The sequence below is a fragment of the Campylobacter sp. 10_1_50 genome, from assembly GCF_000238755.1.
Classification (GTDB): Bacteria; Campylobacterota; Campylobacteria; order Campylobacterales; family Campylobacteraceae; genus Campylobacter_A; species Campylobacter_A concisus_R.
Map to the genome: position 1 here is coordinate 88,616 of NZ_JH414887.1, position 19,343 is coordinate 107,958.

The following is a 19,343-nucleotide window of genomic DNA, read 5'->3' on the forward strand; positions in this document are numbered from 1 at the left end:
GATGCTTTTAAACACTTATGCGCCGCCATTTAAGCTAGTTGGCGGCTACTTTATCGCTGGCATTTTTTTCTTAGCGCTTAGCCTTGGGGCGTTTTTTTACGCTGATTTTGAGGCGATTAGTTCGCTAAATACGGCTGGCTTTTTGCATATATTTTTTGTTGGCTTTGTGATGAGCATCATCATCGGAGCGCTCTATCAGCTAACCTCGGTCATCTTAGAAAAGCCATTTTTCACGGTAAAAGGGGCTATTTTAAATTTAGCCATCTTTTGCCTGTCGCTACTTGCTATGAGCTATGCGATGATATTTGGTGAAGCTAGGATTTTGCAAATCAGCGCAGTTTTTCTCTTTGGCACACTTCTCTTTTTTGGCTCGACCTATGCGCTAAGCTTTATGGATAATCAAAAAAGAAGTTTCGCTGCCTTTGCGCTCTTTGTCTCGGCGATATTTTTGCTAGTTGGTATAACGCTTGGATTTTGCCTAGTGATGATACTTGGTGGCACGCTTATGCTTGATTTTGCTATGGCGTTAAAATTTCACGTATATTTTGTGCTGGGTTTTGTATTTTTCGTGATACTTGGAGCTGCAAGCGTGCTTTTACCGATGTTTGCGCTGGCACATGATCTTAAATTTACGCTTAGTAAAGCCTCTCTTGTCTCTTATATTTTGGCTGGCGTTTTGCTGGCAATCGATGAAAATTTAGCCATTTTTGCAGTGGCTGTGGCGGCTTTGCTTTTTATAGCTCAGGCATTTTATATCTTAAAAAAGCGCGTGAGAAAGGCGTATGACTACTGGAATGTTAATATCGCTCTTTCGCTGCTTGCCTTGTTTGTGGCTGCTATATTTATGATTTTTGAAAAGTTAAATTTGGCTGCGTTTTTTATGATATATGGCTTTTTATTTGCTTTTATCGTGGCTCATCTTTATAAGATCGCGCCATTTCTTATATGGTATCACTACGTAGCACCATTTGTCGGCAAGGCAAAAGTGCCACTGCTTGATGCGATGATACTAAAAAAGGCTGCATATTTTGCCATAGCATTTAATACCATTTCGCTTGTGTGCTATCCTTTGGCGGTTAGCTTTGAGATGAGAAATTTAGTCTATGCAAGTATGATTTTTATGGCTTTAAGCATCATTTTGCTTGCTGTAAATATGATAAATGTTTTTAAATTTACTGGTTTTAAAGGATAAAAAATGAAAGAAAAAATTTATGATGCTCTATCAAATATCGTCGATCCCGAGGTTGGCTTTGACATCGTTTCGCTTGGACTGATATACGACGTAAGCTGCGATGAAAACGGCAAAGCAAAGGTGACGATGACGCTTTCAACCAAGTCTTGTCCGCTTCATGAGATGATACTTGGCTGGGTAGAGACTGCCGTACTTGGCGTAGAGGGTGTAAAAGAGTGTGAGATCGACCTAGTTTGGGAGCCAGAGTGGAATATCCAAATGGCAAGTGACTTTGTAAAAGTACAACTTGGAGTGAATTAATAAATTTGGCTAGAAATTTAACTTAGTTAGCAAATTTCTAGCTTTTCTCCTTAAACTTCTACTTTAAATTTTAAAATTATCATAAAAGCTCGGTTAAATTTGTTCGGGGCTGCTTAAGCTCTTTAATAAATTTACAAATAAATTTATGCAAGTAAAAGCTAAAAATATAATGCGAGTTATAGAATATAATTTTAGGAATTTGCTAGGTAATGGTTAAAATTTGAATATATAAAAAGGTAAATTGCAAGATGAACTTGCAATTTAACAGGAGAATTTTTAGTTAGGACTTAGTCCATTTGGTGACGAAGATATGATGGGATATCTAGCTGAGAGATATACTCATCACTGTTATATCCACCGCTTACTCTTCTTTTTAAAACGATATTTTTATTTAGAAGATCGTTTTCAGGCTCTTGGGCTATTTTTTTTTCTTCGTTTTCTTTTTCAGTACCTTTAAATCCAGTTGCGATGATGGTAACTTCGACTTTATTGTCTTCTATGTTTTCATCAGTTGTTGTACCAAAGATCACATCAGCATCATCATCAGATGCTTCCTCGATCATTGACATCGCACTATGAAGGTCATCAAGTGAGCAGTTTGGATGCATTTTAAAATGAACTAAAACGCCAAGCGCTCCGTTTATGTTCATGTTATCAAGTAGTGGTGATTGGATAGCATTTTTTATAGCTTCTTGAGCTGCACCCTCGCCATAAGCCTCGCCAACGCCCATTAAAGCATGACCTCTGTGACTCATAACTGTTTTTACGTCAGCAAAGTCAAGGTTGATATCGCTGACACCAGAGTCAAGCACGATAGAGCACATACCATTTACCGCTCTTGCAAGCACTTCATCAACCATTTTAAAGCTCTCTTTGATGCCTGATTTTTTATCTATCAAAGTTAAAAGTCTGTCGTTTGGTATGATAACGATAGAGTCGCTCTCTTTTCTAAGCTCGCTTAGACCGATATCAGCTAGTTTGCTGCGCTTTTTACCCTCAAATGAAAAAGGCATAGTCACAACAGCAACTGTTAGCGCACCTATCTCTTTTGCAGCTTGTGCAACAACCGGAGCAGCGCCTGTACCTGTACCACCGCCAAGACCAGAAGCGATAAACACAACATCAGAAGTCTCAAGAGCACTTTTTATCTCTTCGTAGCTCTCTTGTGCAGCCTCTTTGCCAACTTCTGGTCTCATGCCAGCGCCAAGACCTTTTGTCTTTTTCTCACCAAGCTGTATCTTTGTGTGTGCAGGAGAATTGTCAAGTGCTTTAGCATCCGTATTTGCTATCATTAGATCGATGTCTAAATTTGGATTCTCTCTTATAATGTGGTTTATCATATTACCACCACCACCACCTACGCCTACTACCTTTATCTTTGCGCTATATAGGCTCTTGTTCTCTTCGATTGTGAAACTGTTGCTCATAGTAAAAATTCTCCTCAAAATAGTTGCGTCATGCTGTGCCAAAATTTCTTTAAAGCACTTGGTTTTTTTTCTTGCTTACTTATATCAGCGATATTTGCAAGCTCGTTTTTGTTGTTTGTTTGCTCTAAATTTATATCCATATTTACAAGCTCAATGCCCTCTTCAAAATCATCTTTATTCTGTTTTTTTGTTTCAAATTTCTCTTTTTTCTCTTCTTCAAAAATATTGAAATTTGTTTTTGGCTTTGATCTTAACTCACCTTTATATCTCATCTTTTTTTCTGAGTCTATCTCATAAGGTGTAAATTCACCAGCTCCATACATGCAAAGTCCTATCGCACAAGAATTTGCTGGATCTCTTAAAATCTCATATAAACCATCCATCTCTTTTGGTCTAGCGATCCTAACTGGCATGTTGTCAAATATCGCAGAAGCTAGGTCTTTTAGCCCATCAAGCTTTGTCATGCCGCCAGTTAGTACTATGCCAGCGCCAACAAGGTCTTTATATCCACTATCTTCAAGCATGTTTGCAAGCACCATCACAGTCTCTTCTGCTCTAGCTGAGATGACATTTGATATAACATCAAGTGAAACTTCGTGAGTTTTTTGCTCATCACCAAGTCTTGGAAGCTCGATAAGATCAACTGATTTATTTACTAGTTTGCCATATTCTAGTTTTATCTCTTCAGCTTTTGGCAAAGGAGTATGAAGCGCCATTGAAAGATCTATGGTTATATTTGCAGAGCCAACGTGTAGATATGAGTTATATCTTAGTGAATTTCCAGCGTGCACTACCATATTACATGTCTCGCCGCCCATATCTATGAGCGCAACACCGAGTTCTTTTTCATCTTTTGTTAGTGTTGCTATGGCTGAAGCGTAGCCAGAAAGAACTACATTATCAACCTGCACACCTGCTAAATTTACAGCCTTTCTTAGGTTGCTTAGTTGTGATTTTTGGATACTTATGATATGTGTTTGCACTTCAAGTCTAGTGCCATTCATGCCAATAGGATCTTCTATAAATTCTTGTCCATCCACCTTAAAGTTGTAAGGTAAGACATGAAGTTTTTCATATTCTGGGGAAGTCTCGGCATTGTGATCTGCCATCTGCATAGCACGCTCTATCTCTTTTATGCCTATTTCATGATTTGGTATATTTACTACGCCGCTGCTATTTACGCTTTTAGTATATTTGCCAGATATCGAAACTACTACTCTTTCGTAGTGTGTGCCCGCAACTTTTTGCGCTTCTATGAGTGCGTTTTTTATAGATTTTGCAGCTAGTTCAATGTTGTTTATAGCACCTTTTTTTATACCTTGTGCTTTTTCTGTGCCTATTCCTATTATCTTTATGCCATCATCATTTTGCTCTGCTATAACAGCGCAAATTTGAAATGATCCGACATCTATGCCTAAAATTCTAGTACTCAAAATTTTTACCTTTTGACATATTCTTTAACTTCATAATATTTTAGAAGTTTGTTTGTTAAATCTTTTATCAACTCGTTGTTTTTAAGCATTGCAACATTTTGTTGTGTTATTTGCTTATAGTTGTTATTTATATTGTTAGTAAGCAATCTTTGTTCCAAAATATCGTACACTACGGCTTTGTCATCTAATATAACATAGCCTTTTGTGTTGTTAGTGTCAAAAAGTTGAGATACAAAAGCTCTTGTATCGCTCTCATTTAAGCCCGCAATAGAGCCATTTACCTCTCTGCTAACAAAGCCAACATCTGTGCCTTTGAAGTTTTGTAGAGTATCTTTTGCTTTTGCTGTTAAAATTTCTTTTTCTTTTTTACTTTTATAAATTTCAAGCACATTAGCTCTTGCTTGTTCAAAGCTCATAGGTTGTGGAGGAGTTATGCTTTTTACTCTAGCTATCAAATAGCCATCTTTGTAGATAAATGGTTTTATCACTTCGCCAACTTTTGCACCCTTTATTTCATCAAGTAAAAAAGTAGCGTTGTCCTCATTTACACTTATAAAACCATTAGTTGCAAGTTCAGCTTTTTTAACAGCGACATACTTTTCTAAAGCGTTAGTTTTGCTTTGCTCTATGTTGTAGTCTTTATTAACTTCAGCTTTTACCTCGCTAAAAGGTTTTATCTTGTCATCAGAACCCTTGTATTTATCTTGGTTCTCGTTATAGTAAGATTTTAAAACGCTTTCGTTTGCGTCGCTTTTTTCTGATTCGACAAAGTATGTATCTATACCATAAAGTGTCTTTGTCATATAGTTATTTTTATTTATCTCCCAAAGATCTTTTAGCTCTTTCTCATCTACTTTGATCTCGTTTTGATCAGCATTTACTACTTGCACAGCTAATTTATCTTGCATGAAAAAGCTAGCTTCCATCATGGCGATATCTTCTTTGCTAGCAGGCAAATTTAAAATAGTTCTAAGTTTATCTAGTAAGATAGTTAGTTTTAGATTGTCTTCAAAATCAGTTGGGTTTATCCTGGCTCTTCTTAGCACGTCGTAGTATAAATTTTTGTCAAAAACACCGTCTTTTTGAAATGTTGGATCGACGATTATATATTTTAAAACATCGTCTTTATTAACGCTTAGACCGATATCGTCTGCAAAATTTAATAGTAAATTTTCTTGAATAGCAGCTTGAAGTGCAGCATTTTCTAAACCTAACTCTTCAGCTTTCTCTTGAGTTAATTTGCCTTCAAATACATTGTTGTAGTACTGATATAACCTATCGTATTTTTGTTGCAACTCTTGAACGCTTATATTTCTATGTCCTACTTTGGCTACTGAAGTAGCTCTGTTGCTGTTTAGATCGTATGCGCCCCAGCCGACAAAACCAGCACCGACAAAGGCTATCGTGCTTACCCAAATTGTCACGACTAGGTATTTTTTATGTTTTTGCATCCAAGATAACATTAAGTTCTTCCTTTAAAATACTAACAAAGCTTGTGCGATATTTTATAGAAATTTGGCTTAAATAAGCTTAAAATGGGGCTTTATAAAAACGTTTCTTGCTAAATTTTTACTAACATTTTTTATCTTTGTTAGCAAAAATTTAAATGCTAAAATCGCTGTAATCACCAGTAAAATGAAGTAGTTTGCAGCTATTTTCTAACAAAGCTATATCTTTTGCAAGTAGCTGAGGGCTCCTGCTATACGCGTAAACACCGTATCCTTTGATCACGACAACGTTAGTATTTTTCTCTATCATCGCTCTATAAATCTCTGTCTCAGCACGCTCATACCAGTCGTCAAACTGCTTTGGATCATAGACTAAAATTTCATTAAATCTCATGCATCCAAAATAGTCTTTTGGTGCGATCTTTTCATGTTTCATTGCATAAGCTGTCACGTATGGAGGCATGGCGTAGCAGACAAATTTTGCTTCATTTATGTTTTTGTAGATATTTAAGTGTATATCGGCATCTAAGCTCGCATCATTCCATCGGTAGTCTTTTTTTGATGAAAGAAGCGTTAGATCACTATCTTGCAAGTCGTCAAAAATGGCACTTTGCTTGTTGATGATAAATTGATTTTTTTCTACTCTTGCTGAGATAGAACCATGAAAAACACCAAAAAAATTCTTTCTAAACATCGAAAGAGATATCTTTTTTATCTCATTTGTTGAGTGCAATAAGTCCATTTTTTCTCCTATGTTTGGGTGATTATATTTAAGCTATCTTAAAATTTGTGTAAAATTTTATGTAATGATAGCTTTTTAAGTAAAATTTCGATAAATTTTCACACTAATTTCATTAAAGAGGCAGTGTTGCAAAGTCCGCATATTAGCGTTTTACTTGACGAAGTTTTATCATTTTTTAAAGACCTGCGTGGAAATTTTATAGATTGCACACTTGGATATGCTGGACATTCTAGTGCCATTTTGTCTCAAAATGAAAATTTAAATTTGATCGCTTGCGACAAAGACATCGAAGCTATAAATTTCTCGCTCAAAAAACTTGAGCCATTTGGCAGTAGAGTGAAAATTTATAAGAGCAATTTCTCTGAGCTTATTAGCAAACTTAGCAGCGATGAAATTTCAAATGTTAGAGGAATTTTAGCTGACATCGGCGTTAGCTCTTTGCAGATAGATAAGGATGATAGGGGCTTTAGTATTGGCTCAAGCGCGCTTGATATGCGCATGGATAAAGAGCGAGGATTTAGCGCCTATGACGTGGTAAATGGCTACTCGTTTGATGAGTTAGTTAGGATTTTTAGGGATTACGGCGAGCTAAAAAATGCCTTTGGGATCGCAAATAAGATAATAAATGCTAGAAATTTAGGCGAGATAACAAGCGCAAAAGAGCTTGCAAACATAATAGGCACAGCCCAGATAAAAGGGCGCGGTGTTAGCCCTGCGATCCTTGCTTTTCAGGCGATCAGGATAGAGGTAAATGGCGAGCTAGATGAGCTAACAAATTTGCTTGATAGCATAGAAAAGGACGGTTTTAAAGATTGTTTGGTGGCGATCATAACATTTCACTCGCTTGAAGATAGGATCGTAAAAGAGCGCTTCAAAAAGTGGGCAAACAGCTGTATCTGCCCGCCCGGCATCTACCGATGTGAGTGTGGAAACAACCACGAACTGGGTGAAATTTTAACCAAAAAACCACTAACAGCAAGCCAAAGTGAGCTAGCGCAAAACTCACGAAGCAAGAGCGCAAAACTGCGTGTTTTTAAGATAAAAGGATAAAGATGCAAGAAAAAGAAGAGCTGCTAACACTTCACGACGAGGAGCAAAAACGTGAGGTAAATTTAAGCTTTAAGACGCTAGTGATGGTCTATCTGGCGGTTTTTATAGCGCTGGCTCTATTTTTGCCAAAAATTTATATAGCAAATCAAATTTATTATATAAGTAGAGATATCGCCGATATCAGCGGCAAACGAGATATGCTCCTTGAAGAAAACAGAGCTCTTAGCATAAAGCTTGAAAATTTGCGTTATAAAAATCAAATTTTAAACAATATGCAAGAGCGTCAATGGAAATAATCAAGAAATTTAAAAGCTTTACTCGCTACTACGACCCTGCAAATTTTCAGCTCATCTACTCGCTAAAAGCTGCTACAACCATCGCTTTTAACTGCTTTTTGTGCTTTTACTTCTTTCATCTAAGTGGCGCTATCATGGCTGTAAATATTACGATGGGTATCTTCTTTCTTGGCGAGCTTGAGTGCAAAGATAGGAGCAAATTTGCATTTTTGCTGCTTTACATCGCGCTTTCTTGCGCTTTTATGCCCTTTGTTGCACCCCTTATGAGCCTTGGCGTTTGGCTCTCACTTATCGTATTTGTCTGGATATTTGTGGTAGGCATTAGCCAAATTTATAGCTCAAATTTAAACAAAATTTTACTCGCCGTAAATGCAACAGGGCTAGTTGCTTTTGTGACAAAGGCCGCAGTAGGGCTAAATGTGGTTGAAAGCATCGGCGGTCTAGTGCTTGCTGGCGTGCTAAGCATCATCATAAAATTTGAAAATTTTGGCAAATACGGCAAATTTACTAAAAAAAGCATCAGCTTTTTACTAGACAGCGCTATCTTATCGAGCAAGGCGCTTGGCACGAGCCATTTTTACGCAAGCATTGCAGATTTGATGAGCTCGATTGATAAATCAAAAGAAATTTTTGCAAACAAAAGCCTAAAGATAAAAGATGTTAAGCTAGTTAGAAATCAAGCTAAAGCGCTATTTTATTTTTATAAAGTTGAAGAGATCGCTCTTTTGCTTCGAACATTGGGCGCTTCGTTTGAAAGGATCGAGGACAAAGCGCTTTTAAACGAGGTAAAAAATGAGATCGCTTACAACCTTTTTGAGCTTAAAAAGATCTTTAAAAATCAAACTCCAAAGCTAAAATTTGATGCGCTAAATTTAGCTAAAAACTCAAATTTTAAAATTTTTGCAAGCTCGCTTGGCGTGCTTTATGATAAATTTTTGCTTATAAAAGAGGGCGGCGAGGATAAAATTTCATTTAATAGCGCCAAAAAGAGCAGTTTTAAAGAGGCCATTTTAAAGCTAAATTTTAAAAACGAAACGCTAAAAGAGTCCTTGCGACTTGCTATTTGTATGGCTGTGGCGATATTTATCTCGCAGGCCACGCATATCAATCACGGAATTTGGATAGCCATAGCAGTGATGAGCCTAAACAAAAACGACGAAGATGCTTTGAAAAATGCTGGCAGAGATAGTCTTCTTGGCGGAGTTATCGGCTTTTTTATCGCGCTTGCTTTTGTGAAATTTATGGGTGAATCATACGCATTTTACGTGGTTGTCTTTATCGGTATGTTTTTGGTTTATTATCTAAAATCTTACAAACAAATCGTCTTTGCAACGGCTTTTATGTTTGAATTTACAGCTATTTTTTCGCTTATAAAAAGAGACTTTTTAGCCCTTATGGTCGATAGATTGCTTGATGTGGCAGCTGGCTTTTTGATAGTTTTTCTTACATATCTGCTAACTAGGAAAAATGACTATACAGCGATAAAAGATAGCTTAAGCAGTGCCTTGATAGGTTTTAGAAATTTAGTGCAAATTTCTCTAAATGAGTCAAACAAAGATGCTTTTAGCACGGATGAAAAAGCGATTTTAGGCTCGCTAAATGAGCTAAACTACGCTATAAAAGTTAGTAAAAATTTAGACGATGATAATATGAAAAATGCAAAATTTATAGCTAACAAGCTTGATGATATAAATAGCGATCTGTTTAAGCTTAGAAATTATCTAAATTTAGATGAGTTAAAAGAGAAAAACGCCTTGCAAAATGATATAAAAATCATCTCAGATAGGTTTTTGATGTTAGATAAAAAGACGAGGAAGCTTCCATATTATTTCATAAGCGAGATAGAAGCGAAGCTGCTTTGCAAAGACGAAAATGTTAAAAAGCTAATTTTACGAGTTGCTTTAAAACAAAATGAAATTTACTCAGCGCTCTCTTTTTGAGAGATTAGCTTTTCATATATATATTGTTCTAAATCTTTTTTAGAAATATCGTTTTTAAGAGCGGTGTTGTAAATTTCCTCGACCTTACTTGAGTATTTTTCGTAGGCAAAATATGGAAAATGCACGCTCCAAGCCTTTTTTATAAGCTCCAAGCTTATCTCTCTTCTTGCCCAAACCTTAAACATATCAAATCCGATGAAGACCAGCGAAGTGACAAGGGCGGTTGAGAGGATCGAGATGTGAGCGTCGGTGTTTGCTAAAAAATGGTGTGTGATTATAAGTAGTGGCAGCAGCACGACAAGGCAGATGAGTGCGTAAATTTGATATAGCCTGACGTGGTTAAATTTAAAATTTAGCTTTGCGCCATCAACTAGCATGCCTTCGTTAAAAAGGGCATTTGCTTCAAGCAAATCTCTAAATAAAACTGGCTGTTTTGAGACGAAAAAAATATTTTTAATGATAGTGTTTCTTAGATTTTCTTTCATTTTTTATAGACTTTTTACCTTAAAAATTTCAGCTCATTGTATCTAAAAATCTATAAATTCAAACAAAATTAGATACAATTTGCACAAAATTTAAGGAGCTAAAAATGGCAGATAAAGCTTTAGAAACGGTCTTTTTAAATGGCGAGTTTTTGCCAAAAGATGAGGCAAAAGTTAGCGCATTTGATAGAGGATTTATATTTGGCGATGGAATTTATGAAGTGGTGCCTGTGATAAATTCAAAAATGGTTGATAAAGAGGGTTTTTGGGCGAGGTTTGAGAGAAGCTTAAACGAGATAGATATAAGCTTGCCTTACGAAAAAGATAAATTTGAAGCGATCTTAAATGAGATGATCGCCAAAAACGCCTTAAAAGAGGGCGGAATTTACATGCAAGTAACAAGAGGCGTGGCGTTTAGAAATTTCTATTTTATGGAAAATTTAACCCCAAGCGTCTTTATCTTTTGCTACGAGAGCGAAATTTTAAACAACCAAGCTGCAAAAACTGGCATAAAAGTGGCAAGCGTCGAGGACATAAGGTGGAAGAGGCGCGACATCAAATCAATCTCGCTTCTAGCTCAGTGCTACGCTAAAAACGAGGCTCACAAAAAGGGCGCGGACGAGGGCTTTATGGTAGAAAATGGCTTTGTCACGGAGGGCTGTAGCTCAAGCGCTTTTATCATCAAAGATAAAACTCTCATCACCAAGCCACTTTCAAATGAAATTTTGCCAGGGATCCGCCGTATGAGGCTTTTAAGGATCGCTAAAGATATTGGACTAAAGATAGAGGAGCGTAAATTTAGCATGGATGAGGTTTACGCGGCTGATGAAGTCTTTATCTCGGCTGCTACGCTCATACTTTTGCCAGTCATCTATGCTGACGGTAAGGCGATAAACGGCGCAAAAGTGGGCGAAATCTCAAGCAAACTTCGTGAAATTTATGCTAGCGAGCTTTTAAAAGAAGCTGGGCTTTGAGAGAAAAGGTCTTAATAAGCGCTTGTCTGGCTGGCATAAACTGCAAATTTAATGGCGAAAACAACCTTTTAGATAGTGGCATTTTAGATGAAATTTCAAAAAAATATCATCTGCTTTTTGTCTGCCCAGAGGTTTTTGGCGGACTTAGCACGCCAAGAGAGCCAGCTGAGATGAAAGGTGGCTTAGTCGTCACAAAAACCGCCAAAGATGTGAGCGAAAATTTCACAAATGGAGCTAAAATTTGCCTAAAGATAGCTAAGCTAAATGGCTGCAAAAAGGCTATTTTAAAAGCTAGAAGTCCAAGCTGTGGGAGCGGGCAAATTTATGATGGAAGCTTCACTAAAAAGTTAATCTTTGGCGATGGCGTAGCGGCAAAACTGCTAAAAGAAAATGATATTTTAGTCTTTAGCGAAGATGAGATAGGGCGGCTTGATGTTTGAGAGGCTAAAAGATAACGTCATGCTCGAGGTGATCTTTAAATACATCATCTTGTTGCTACTTTTTGCCTGCGTGGTGGGACTTTTTGCAAGCGGTGTGCTCTTTTTAAAGGGAGAGATGAGCGAAAATTCGCTAAATTTGCACATTTTCTTTGGCTTTAGCTTGGTTGTTTTAACTATCATTCACAGCTATGTCAAGAAGAAAAAGCTAAAAAAGCTAAGCCTTGAGTTTAAAAATATCTTAAAGCATAAGCCAGTTCAGATGGACTGCAACACGACAAGGTTTTTAAATGCGCTAAATGATGTCAAAGTGGGTGAGCTTTCAAAGAGATTTGGCTCAGACATTGCAGAAATTTTAAGATCAAACGATATAAAGGTCAAGGATCAAAACGAGACGATGAGGCAAATTTGCAAAAACAACGATGAAAAGATGTTTTATATCTTTGTTTTGATCGTTGAGGCTATATTTAAGGATAAGGAAGAAATTTGAAAAAAGGTATATTTTTAGCACTTAGTGTTGCTTTGTTTTTGGGTTGTTCGCAGACAACAAAACCAGAGCCAAACAAGCAGCAAAATGCCCTGCCAGACGAAAATGTCTATAAGCCAAATGAGCGCATCAGCCTGCTTGAATTTGAAGTAAAACAAGACGCCTCGTCGCTACCTCAAAATATGCAAAGTGCGAGCTTTGCTCAAGATGAAATTTTAAAAAGAAGATTTAAGGTTTTTACTTTAAGAGGCGTGAAATTTAACCCAAATGACGCTTTTTGGGCGTTTAATGTATATAAACCAAGCGAGAAGAGAAAGTATTTTGGCTCAAATTTTAGGCAGATACCTCAAAGCTGGTTTGACGCACAAAAGGAGAATGCAAATTTTGCTGGCTTTTTGCAAATTTCAGCTTACGCTCTAACTTCAGCAAACACAGCTGTAAGAAATTTTCCAACCGACGAGCCGATATTTTTAAACCCGCAAACTCCAGGCGAGGGCTATCCGTTTGACTATCTGCAAGAATCCACCCTAAGCATCGCTCATCCGCTCTTTGTATCGCACCTCTCAAAGGATAGGGCGTGGGCGTTTGTGAGTGATGATGCGGTTTGGGGCTGGGTGAAGGTTGAAGATATCAAATTTATAAGCGACGAAGAGGCGCTTACCTATCAAAAATCAAGCTTTGTAACGATAAAAACCGACAAGATGCCAGTTTATGACAAGGGCGGAAACTTTTTATTTTACTCACGTGTAGGCGCGATACTGCCAGTTTTGGCGCAAGATGACAAAAACTACTACGGCAAAATTTATGTAAGAAATATGCTTAGGGAGTTTGTCCTCCCAAAGTCTTTTAGCGCCCTTTTTCCACTTAAATTTAACGACTCAAATTTAAAAACTATTCTTAGCTCGCTTCTTACTCAGCCTTATGGCTGGGGCGGTGTGGATAAGCTAAGGGACTGCTCGCTTTTTACAAAAGACTTGCTAGCAAGCTTTGGCGTGTGGTTGCCTAGGAACTCAAGGGCACAGGCAAATATGGGAGAAAAGATCAATCTAAAAGGGCTTAGCAACGCTGCAAAGAGCAAAGAGATAAAAGAAAAAGGCGTGCCATATCTCACGCTCGTGCATCTGCCAGGTCACATCATGCTCTACGCTGGATACAAGGGCGATGATATCTACGTCGTGCATGATGCTTGGGGGCTAAAGACTACAAATAATGGCCGTGCGCTTATCGGAGCGACTGCGATAACTACGCTAAACATCGGACAAAATAGAAGCGACATACAAAGTGCAAATTTGCTAATTTCTAAGGTTGATTCTATAAATGTGATGAGGCCTGAGCAAGGGATGCTAGATAAGGCTAGAAAGATGTCAGCTTTGCAGAGAGCTTATGGCGTGAAGATCGAAGAAAATTTGGTTAAATTTAGCGATGGCACGAGCCTAGTCTATGATGATTTTAAACAAAAAGATGAAGAGTGCAGCACTGGGGCTGATGTGGAGGATATGAACGCACTTGATTACGCTGCATTTTCGCCACTTAGTGCGGCTCTAAGTGATGCTGGTAGATGCAGAAACTACGAGCTTTTAGGCAAAATTTATGGCTCAAGCGAGAGCGCGGTAAAGGCAAATTTAGTAGATGTCATCTGGCTAAAGGATTTTTTAAATTTGCCTTTAAAATTTAACTCTAAAAATGGCGCTGCAGCTGCTTTGCAGGATGTGAGCAACGAGCTAAATGAGATGGCAAAGAGCGATCCAAATTTACTTGAATATCTAAAAGATCCAGGCGGGACATTTAAGTGGCGCATCATCGCTGGCACAAACCGCCTAAGCGCGCACAGCTACGGCATCGCGATCGATATAAATGTAAAAAAGAGCCACTACTGGCAGTGGAGCAAGGGCTATGAGAACTTGATCCCTGAAAAGATAGTGCGAGTATTTGAAAAGCATAAATTTGTCTGGGGCGGACGCTGGAAGCACTTTGATACGATGCATTTTGAGTATCGCCCAGAGATGTTTGAGTAGATGAAAGATCAAATTTTAGAAATTTTATCTCGCTCAAATGTCTTTTTAACAGGCGGTGGCGGTGTTGGCAAGAGCTATCTAACCGCCTCCATCATCAGACACTACAAAGAAAATTTCAAAAACGTCGTCATCCTTGGCTCAACTGGCATAAGCGCTGTTAGCCTTGGGGGCGTGAGCTTGCATAGCTTTTTTAAATTTGGCTACTGCAAGGACTACGAGGAGCTAAGACGGCTTGACTACCGCCAAAAAGATAAGCTAAGCAAGCTAAGAAATATGCTAGATGCCTGCGATCTGCTTGTAATAGATGAAATTTCGATGGTTAGCTCAAATGTGATGGAGATGATAAGATACCGCTTGCTTACCTCTAAATTTAAGGGCAGGGTGCTTATAGTGGGCGACTTTTATCAGCTGCCACCCGTGCAAAAAGAGCAAAATGAGAGCAAACTTTTTAACTTTTTATACGCTTTTAACTCCAGTGCGTGGGAGGATATGAAATTTACAAATGTTGAGCTGCTCGTCTCAAAACGCACAAATGATCTTAAATTTTATGAAATTCTCTCTCGCCTTAGAGTTGGCGAGCTAGATGATGAGATGATTGCCTACATCGAGAGCTTGCGAGTGGGAGCTATCGAGCCAGATAGCGAGACTAGTGTGCTTTTTGGCAGAAACGCTGAGGCTGAGATGCTAAATCAAAAGAGACTTCTTGCGCTTAATACGCCACTTGAAATTTCAAACTCGGACGTGCTTGTTATGGATGAAAATTTAGATAAAAAAGAGTTTGAAAAGTGGGCAAATACTCTAAATATCTCGCGAAATTTAGAGATGAAGATAGGCGCAAAAATCATCTTTACTTCAAACAAATGGGGCGAGTACTATAACGGCGAGCAAGGCAAGATCATGCAAATTTTAAAAGAAAATGGCGCCATATCAAGCGTGATCGTGCAAAAAGATAGCGGCGAGATTTGCGAGATAGAAAAGTGCGCTTATAACTTTTGCGCGCTAAATTTGAATGAAGACGAGATCGAGGAGAACGTGCAAGCTTCGCTTTATCAGTTTCCATTTAAGCTTGCCTATGCGCTAACTATCCACAAGTCTCAAGGCATGAGCATAAACTCGCTCATTTGCAACATCAACCACATCTTTGCTAAAGGACAGCTCTACGTCGCACTTTCTCGCGCGGTAAATCCTAAAAATTTAAAACTTTTTTATGATAAAAAAAGTGATTTTAGGCAGCATTTAAGAAAAGTGGTTAAAATTGACGACGAAGTTAAGAAATTTTACCAAGAAAACGTATTTTTGCATATTAAGGAGAGTTTATGAAAAAGCTATTTTTAAGCCTTGTTTTTGGCGTTTTTGCATTTGCAGACGTGCTAAAAGTGAGTGACTTTCAGACAGATATCTACTCAAAAGCTGGACAAAATTTAACAAAAAAGATAAGCATGAACCTTGAAGTTGTCGGACGTGACGTGGAGGAGAATGAAGCATACGTGCTTGATGCGCTAAACGTCGTGGTTGGCAGCTTTTACGTGGAGGATATCCTCACCTCAATGGGAAAAGAGAAATTTAAAGAGCTCTTTATGAAATACGCAGCCAAAAAGCATTCGCTTGATATCGATGACGTGCTTATTTTAAATATCAAAGTGATAAATAATCTAGAGCTAAGCGAGATCATAAAAGCGATAAAAAGCCAAAATTTATGCTCTGATCCAAGCGTAAATGAAGATGTGATGACAAAGCCAGAAAAGAAGAAAAAAGGCAACGAGATTATCGTCGCACCTGATCCAAATGACGTGGTGCAAAAGCCGATCGATCTAAATAATGTGCAAGAATTTGGGAAAGACTTCGGAGAGAAGTGAGTAAATTTGGCTAAAAGCTAGCCAAATTTATTGATTTACGATATCGTAACCTTGTGGGATGACTGGAGTTAGCGTCTCTTTTGGGATGAGCGCGTCTTTTACAGGGTTGCTTAGAGTGATTTTTATCTTATTTGAGAGCTTGTCTTTATAGTCAATCGTCGTTGGAAGCGTGTTTTTGATCGTTATAAAGTACTCAACCCCGTCATATATCGCCTTATAAAGTGTTGGTTGAATTTGCTCTGCGTGAGCCAAAACCTGCGTCAAATTTGGCGTATCATCTAGCCTTGAAATGATGGCTTGCTCAAGCTCATCCTCGATCACGACCACCTTGTCTTTGTCAAAGTAAATTCTCTTTGGTGTTGGGCTTTCATATATCCAAAGTGCGGTGTTATCGCTTTTAGCGTAAAATCTACCCTTGTAATTTACACTTTTGCCCTCACTAAAGACAGTTTGTGTAAAGTCACTTTGCAAGCTTTTAAAATTTAAGCCAGCACCAAATGAGCAAACCACAACGAGAGAAGCTATCAAAAATTTTCTCATTTTTTATCCTTTTTTGGCGTATTCTAGCCCAGTTTAATTAAATAAATAGTTAAACTATGCTAAGATCCAAAGTTTAAAAATTTAGGAAGGTAAAGTAATGATTTCATCTGTATTTAGAAAGATTTTTGGCACGAAAAACGATAGAGAAGTCAAAAAATACATAAAACGCGTGGCGCAGATAAATGCGCTAGAGCCTACATATGAGAAGATGAGCGACGATGAGCTTAAGATCAAATTTAACGAGCTAAAAGCCCAAGTTGTCGAAGAGAAAGTCACTTTAGATCAAATTTTAAATGATGTCTTTGCGTTAGTTAGAGAGGCTAGTAAAAGGGTGCTTAAGATGCGCCATTTTGACGTGCAACTAATAGGCGGCATGGTGCTAAACGAGGGTAGGATCGCCGAGATGAAGACAGGCGAGGGTAAGACCTTGGTTGCGACTTTGCCAGTTATATTAAACGCGATGAGCGGCAAGGGAGTGCACGTTGTAACTGTAAATGACTACCTTGCAAAGCGCGACGCGACGCAAATGGGCGAGCTTTATAACTTTTTAGGCTTAAGCGTAGATGTGATACTAAGTGGCGGATACGACGATGAAGTAAGACAAGCTGCCTATAACGCCGACATAACATACGGCACAAACTCAGAATTTGGCTTTGACTACCTTCGTGATAATATGAAATTTGAAGCTGGTCAAAAGGTGCAAAGAGGCCATAACTTCGTTATCGTGGATGAGGTCGATAGTATCTTGATAGATGAGGCTAGAACACCGCTTATAATTTCTGGTCCTACAAACCGCACGCTTGATGGTTACATAAGAGCTGATCAAGTCGCAAAACAGCTTACCAGAGGCACTCCAGCCGATCCAAACGTGCCAGGCTCAAAGCCAACGGGGGACTTTATAGTAGATGAAAAAAATAGAACGATAATGATCACAGAGGCTGGCATAAGCAAGGCTGAAAAGCTCTTTGGGGTTGAAAATTTATACAACCTTGAAAACGCCGTGCTAAGCCACCACTTAGATCAAGCCCTAAAAGCGCACAATCTCTTTGAAAAAGACGTTCATTATGTTGTTAAAGATGGCGAAGTCGTCATTGTCGATGAATTTACAGGACGTCTAAGCGAGGGCAGGCGCTTTAGCGAGGGGCTTCACCAAGCGCTTGAGGCAAAAGAGGGCGTGAAAATTCAAGAAGAGAGCCAAACGCTTGCCGACACAACATACCAAAACTACTTTAGAATGTATAAAAAGCTTGCAGGTATGACTGGTACGGCTCAGACTGAGGCTACTGAGTTTTCTCAAATTTATAATCTTGAAGTTATCTCGATCCCAACAAACGTACCAGTTAAGAGGATCGATCAAAACGACCTTATCTATAAAACTCAAAACGAGAAATTTAAAGCTGTCATCGACGAGATCAAAAAAGCTCACGAAAAAGGTCAGCCAGTGCTTGTAGGAACTGCAAGTATCGAGCGCAGTGAGGTGCTTCATGAGATGCTTAAAAAAGCTGGTATCCCACACTCTGTGCTAAATGCTAAAAACCACGAAAAAGAGGCTGAGATCATCGCACAAGCTGGCGTAAAAGGCGCTGTGACTATCGCTACAAACATGGCTGGACGTGGTGTCGATATCAGGATAAATGACGAGGTGAGAGACCTTGGCGGTTTATATATCATCGGCACCGAAAGGCATGAGAGTAGAAGGATAGATAATCAGCTTCGTGGCCGTGCTGGACGTCAGGGCGATCCTGGTATGAGTAGATTTTACCTAAGTTTAGAGGATAATCTTTTAAGGATTTTTGGTAGCGACCGCATAAAAGCGATCATGGATAGGCTTGGTATCGACGAGGGCGAAAGCATCGAGAGCCGCATGGTGACAAGGGCTGTTGAAAATGCTCAAAAGAAAGTCGAGAGCTTGCACTTTGAGGCTAGAAAACACTTGCTTGAATATGACGATGTGGCAAATGAACAAAGAAAGACTATCTACAAATACCGCGACGAGCTACTTGACAAGAGCTATGATATGAGCGAGAAGATAGCTCAAAATAGAGTTGAATATGCTACAAATTTACTTGATACGGCTGAAATTTTCCATGGCGGCTTGAAAGATGACTATGACATTAAAAATTTATGCTCTATCATCCTTGCGGATTGTGGCGAAGAGATCGACGAAAGCGAACTAAAAGGACTAGAGTATAACGAACTAGTAGAAAAAATAGCGCAAATTTTAGAGGTTAGATACAACGAAAAGATGAGCGTGCTAAATGAAGAGCAAAGAAAAGATATAGAGAAAATTTTATACCTTCAAGTGCTTGATAATGCGTGGAGAGAGCACCTTTATCAGATGGATATCCTAAAAACTGGTATAGGTCTAAGAGGGTATAATCAAAAAGATCCGCTAGTTGAATATAAAAAAGAGAGCTACAACCTCTTTATGGAGCTAGTTGGCAGACTAAAAACTGAGAGCGTTAAAACGCTTCAAATCGTTAGATTTAAGAGCCGTGAGGAGCAAGAAGAGCAAGCTAGGATGATGCTTGAAGCTAGTCAAAATGCTGAAAATGAGACTCTAAACTACAACAATCAAGGCGAAGATGAAAATTTCACGCCAGAAAAAAAGATACCAAGAAACGCTCCATGCCCTTGCGGAAGCGGTAAAAAATATAAAGATTGCCACGGCAAAAGTGGCCCTAAAAAAGGCATATTTGCTTAAAATTTCTACTTTTAAGGCGC

Annotated in this window: 17 protein-coding genes and 2 pseudogenes; 13 read left to right on the plus strand and 6 right to left on the minus strand. The window is 38.5% G+C overall.

From position 1 onward, the window contains the following. The first annotated feature begins 1 nt into the window (after position 1). Positions 2-1,192, plus strand: coding sequence for a hypothetical protein (locus HMPREF1019_RS00420; RefSeq protein WP_009293685.1), 1,191 nt, complete (start codon positions 2-4; stop codon positions 1,190-1,192). Between the two features lie 3 nt (positions 1,193-1,195). Further along, complete coding sequence (locus HMPREF1019_RS00425; RefSeq protein ID WP_009293686.1) at positions 1,196-1,492, plus strand: metal-sulfur cluster assembly factor; 297 nt, start codon at positions 1,196-1,198, stop codon at positions 1,490-1,492. Positions 1,493-1,779: 287 nt separating this feature from the next. Here HMPREF1019_RS00425 and ftsZ read toward each other — a convergent pair whose 3' ends face one another. From ftsZ to HMPREF1019_RS00445, 4 genes are all read right to left on the minus strand, one after another. Beyond that, positions 1,780-2,919, minus strand: a complete 1,140-nt coding sequence (ftsZ, locus tag HMPREF1019_RS00430; protein WP_002940156.1) for a cell division protein FtsZ — start codon at positions 2,917-2,919, stop codon at positions 1,780-1,782. Positions 2,920-2,933: 14 nt separating this feature from the next. Further along, positions 2,934-4,352 carry a cell division protein FtsA gene (gene ftsA, locus HMPREF1019_RS00435; RefSeq protein WP_009293687.1) on the minus strand — a complete coding sequence of 473 codons (1,419 nt, stop codon included), beginning with the start codon at positions 4,350-4,352 and terminating at the stop codon, positions 2,934-2,936. 5 nt (positions 4,353-4,357) lie between these two features. Further along, complete coding sequence (locus HMPREF1019_RS00440) at positions 4,358-5,815, minus strand: peptidylprolyl isomerase (protein ID WP_009293688.1); 1,458 nt, start codon at positions 5,813-5,815, stop codon at positions 4,358-4,360. Positions 5,816-5,954: 139 nt separating this feature from the next. Further along, a complete protein-coding gene (locus HMPREF1019_RS00445) occupies positions 5,955-6,542 on the minus strand; it encodes a class II aldolase and adducin N-terminal domain-containing protein (RefSeq protein WP_002940326.1) in 588 nt (195 codons plus the stop codon). A 126-nt stretch (positions 6,543-6,668) separates the two neighbouring features. On the opposite strand from HMPREF1019_RS00445, the gene rsmH reads away from it, so the two are divergent. The 3 genes from rsmH to HMPREF1019_RS00460 are packed head-to-tail and all read left to right on the plus strand — an operon-like array spanning position 6,669 to position 9,828. Next, a complete protein-coding gene (gene rsmH, locus HMPREF1019_RS00450) occupies positions 6,669-7,592 on the plus strand; it encodes a 16S rRNA (cytosine(1402)-N(4))-methyltransferase RsmH (RefSeq protein ID WP_009293689.1) in 924 nt (307 codons plus the stop codon). Between the two features lie 2 nt (positions 7,593-7,594). Then, the gene (locus HMPREF1019_RS00455) at positions 7,595-7,888 is read left to right on the plus strand and encodes a hypothetical protein (protein ID WP_002940285.1); all 294 of its coding nucleotides are present in this window, start codon (positions 7,595-7,597) and stop codon (positions 7,886-7,888) included. Next, positions 7,879-9,828 (plus strand): FUSC family protein, encoded by a 1,950-nt coding sequence (locus HMPREF1019_RS00460; protein ID WP_009293690.1) that lies wholly within the window; start codon positions 7,879-7,881, stop codon positions 9,826-9,828. Before HMPREF1019_RS00455 ends, HMPREF1019_RS00460 begins: the two co-directional genes overlap by 10 nt. Here the strand turns inward: HMPREF1019_RS00460 and HMPREF1019_RS00465 are convergent. Continuing rightward, on the minus strand, positions 9,807-10,313 hold the full coding sequence (locus HMPREF1019_RS00465; RefSeq protein WP_009293691.1) for a hypothetical protein: 507 nt from the start codon (positions 10,311-10,313) through the stop codon (positions 9,807-9,809). The genes HMPREF1019_RS00460 and HMPREF1019_RS00465 overlap by 22 nt on opposite strands. 104 nt (positions 10,314-10,417) lie before the next feature. On the opposite strand from HMPREF1019_RS00465, the gene HMPREF1019_RS00470 reads away from it, so the two are divergent. From HMPREF1019_RS00470 to HMPREF1019_RS00495, 6 genes are read left to right on the plus strand one after another with little or no spacing between them, the layout of a single operon-like run. Then, the gene (locus HMPREF1019_RS00470; RefSeq protein ID WP_009293692.1) at positions 10,418-11,284 is read left to right on the plus strand and encodes a D-amino acid aminotransferase; all 867 of its coding nucleotides are present in this window, start codon (positions 10,418-10,420) and stop codon (positions 11,282-11,284) included. After that, positions 11,281-11,724 carry a DUF523 domain-containing protein gene (locus HMPREF1019_RS00475; protein ID WP_009293693.1) on the plus strand — a complete coding sequence of 148 codons (444 nt, stop codon included), beginning with the start codon at positions 11,281-11,283 and terminating at the stop codon, positions 11,722-11,724. Before HMPREF1019_RS00470 ends, HMPREF1019_RS00475 begins: the two co-directional genes overlap by 4 nt. Further along, positions 11,717-12,211 (plus strand): hypothetical protein, encoded by a 495-nt coding sequence (locus HMPREF1019_RS00480; protein ID WP_009293694.1) that lies wholly within the window; start codon positions 11,717-11,719, stop codon positions 12,209-12,211. Before HMPREF1019_RS00475 ends, HMPREF1019_RS00480 begins: the two co-directional genes overlap by 8 nt. Then, positions 12,208-14,223 (plus strand): bifunctional C40 family peptidase/M15 family metallopeptidase, encoded by a 2,016-nt coding sequence (locus HMPREF1019_RS00485; protein ID WP_009293695.1) that lies wholly within the window; start codon positions 12,208-12,210, stop codon positions 14,221-14,223. Before HMPREF1019_RS00480 ends, HMPREF1019_RS00485 begins: the two co-directional genes overlap by 4 nt. Then, positions 14,224-15,543 (plus strand): ATP-dependent DNA helicase, encoded by a 1,320-nt coding sequence (locus tag HMPREF1019_RS00490; protein ID WP_009293696.1) that lies wholly within the window; start codon positions 14,224-14,226, stop codon positions 15,541-15,543. After that, complete coding sequence (locus tag HMPREF1019_RS00495) at positions 15,540-16,079, plus strand: hypothetical protein (RefSeq protein WP_009293697.1); 540 nt, start codon at positions 15,540-15,542, stop codon at positions 16,077-16,079. The genes HMPREF1019_RS00490 and HMPREF1019_RS00495 overlap by 4 nt, the downstream gene beginning before the upstream one ends. Positions 16,080-16,106: 27 nt before the next feature. Here HMPREF1019_RS00495 and lolA read toward each other — a convergent pair whose 3' ends face one another. Next, positions 16,107-16,619: a LolA-like outer membrane lipoprotein chaperone gene (lolA, locus tag HMPREF1019_RS00500; RefSeq protein WP_009293698.1), complete on the minus strand. Its 513-nt coding sequence runs from the start codon at positions 16,617-16,619 to the stop codon at positions 16,107-16,109. 97 nt (positions 16,620-16,716) lie between these two features. Between lolA and secA the strand changes: the two are divergent. Both secA and HMPREF1019_RS10610 read left to right on the plus strand, forming a co-directional pair. Beyond that, a pseudogene (gene secA, locus HMPREF1019_RS00505) lies at positions 16,717-19,113 on the plus strand (preprotein translocase subunit SecA); the annotation flags it as partial. Positions 19,114-19,221: 108 nt separating this feature from the next. Further along, positions 19,222-19,323: pseudogene (locus HMPREF1019_RS10610) on the plus strand (SEC-C metal-binding domain-containing protein); the annotation flags it as partial. Positions 19,324-19,343: the final 20 nt, after the last annotated feature.

What these genes read in the sequence shown, in the direction of transcription:
- HMPREF1019_RS00420 (WP_009293685.1), top strand. Translation starts at nt 2, where the DNA reads ATGCTTTTAAACACTTATGCGCCGCCATTTAAGCTAGTTGGCGGCTAC.
- HMPREF1019_RS00425 (WP_009293686.1), top strand. Translation starts at nt 1,196, where the DNA reads ATGAAAGAAAAAATTTATGATGCTCTATCAAATATCGTCGATCCCGAG.
- ftsZ (WP_002940156.1), bottom strand. Translation starts at nt 2,919, where the DNA reads ATGAGCAACAGTTTCACAATCGAAGAGAACAAGAGCCTATATAGCGCA.
- HMPREF1019_RS00440 (WP_009293688.1), bottom strand. Translation starts at nt 5,815, where the DNA reads ATGTTATCTTGGATGCAAAAACATAAAAAATACCTAGTCGTGACAATT.
- HMPREF1019_RS00445 (WP_002940326.1), bottom strand. Translation starts at nt 6,542, where the DNA reads ATGGACTTATTGCACTCAACAAATGAGATAAAAAAGATATCTCTTTCG.
- HMPREF1019_RS00455 (WP_002940285.1), top strand. Translation starts at nt 7,595, where the DNA reads ATGCAAGAAAAAGAAGAGCTGCTAACACTTCACGACGAGGAGCAAAAA.
- HMPREF1019_RS00460 (WP_009293690.1), top strand. Translation starts at nt 7,879, where the DNA reads ATGGAAATAATCAAGAAATTTAAAAGCTTTACTCGCTACTACGACCCT.
- HMPREF1019_RS00465 (WP_009293691.1), bottom strand. Translation starts at nt 10,313, where the DNA reads ATGAAAGAAAATCTAAGAAACACTATCATTAAAAATATTTTTTTCGTC.
- HMPREF1019_RS00470 (WP_009293692.1), top strand. Translation starts at nt 10,418, where the DNA reads ATGGCAGATAAAGCTTTAGAAACGGTCTTTTTAAATGGCGAGTTTTTG.
- HMPREF1019_RS00480 (WP_009293694.1), top strand. Translation starts at nt 11,717, where the DNA reads ATGTTTGAGAGGCTAAAAGATAACGTCATGCTCGAGGTGATCTTTAAA.
- HMPREF1019_RS00490 (WP_009293696.1), top strand. Translation starts at nt 14,224, where the DNA reads ATGAAAGATCAAATTTTAGAAATTTTATCTCGCTCAAATGTCTTTTTA.
- HMPREF1019_RS00495 (WP_009293697.1), top strand. Translation starts at nt 15,540, where the DNA reads ATGAAAAAGCTATTTTTAAGCCTTGTTTTTGGCGTTTTTGCATTTGCA.
- lolA (WP_009293698.1), bottom strand. Translation starts at nt 16,619, where the DNA reads ATGAGAAAATTTTTGATAGCTTCTCTCGTTGTGGTTTGCTCATTTGGT.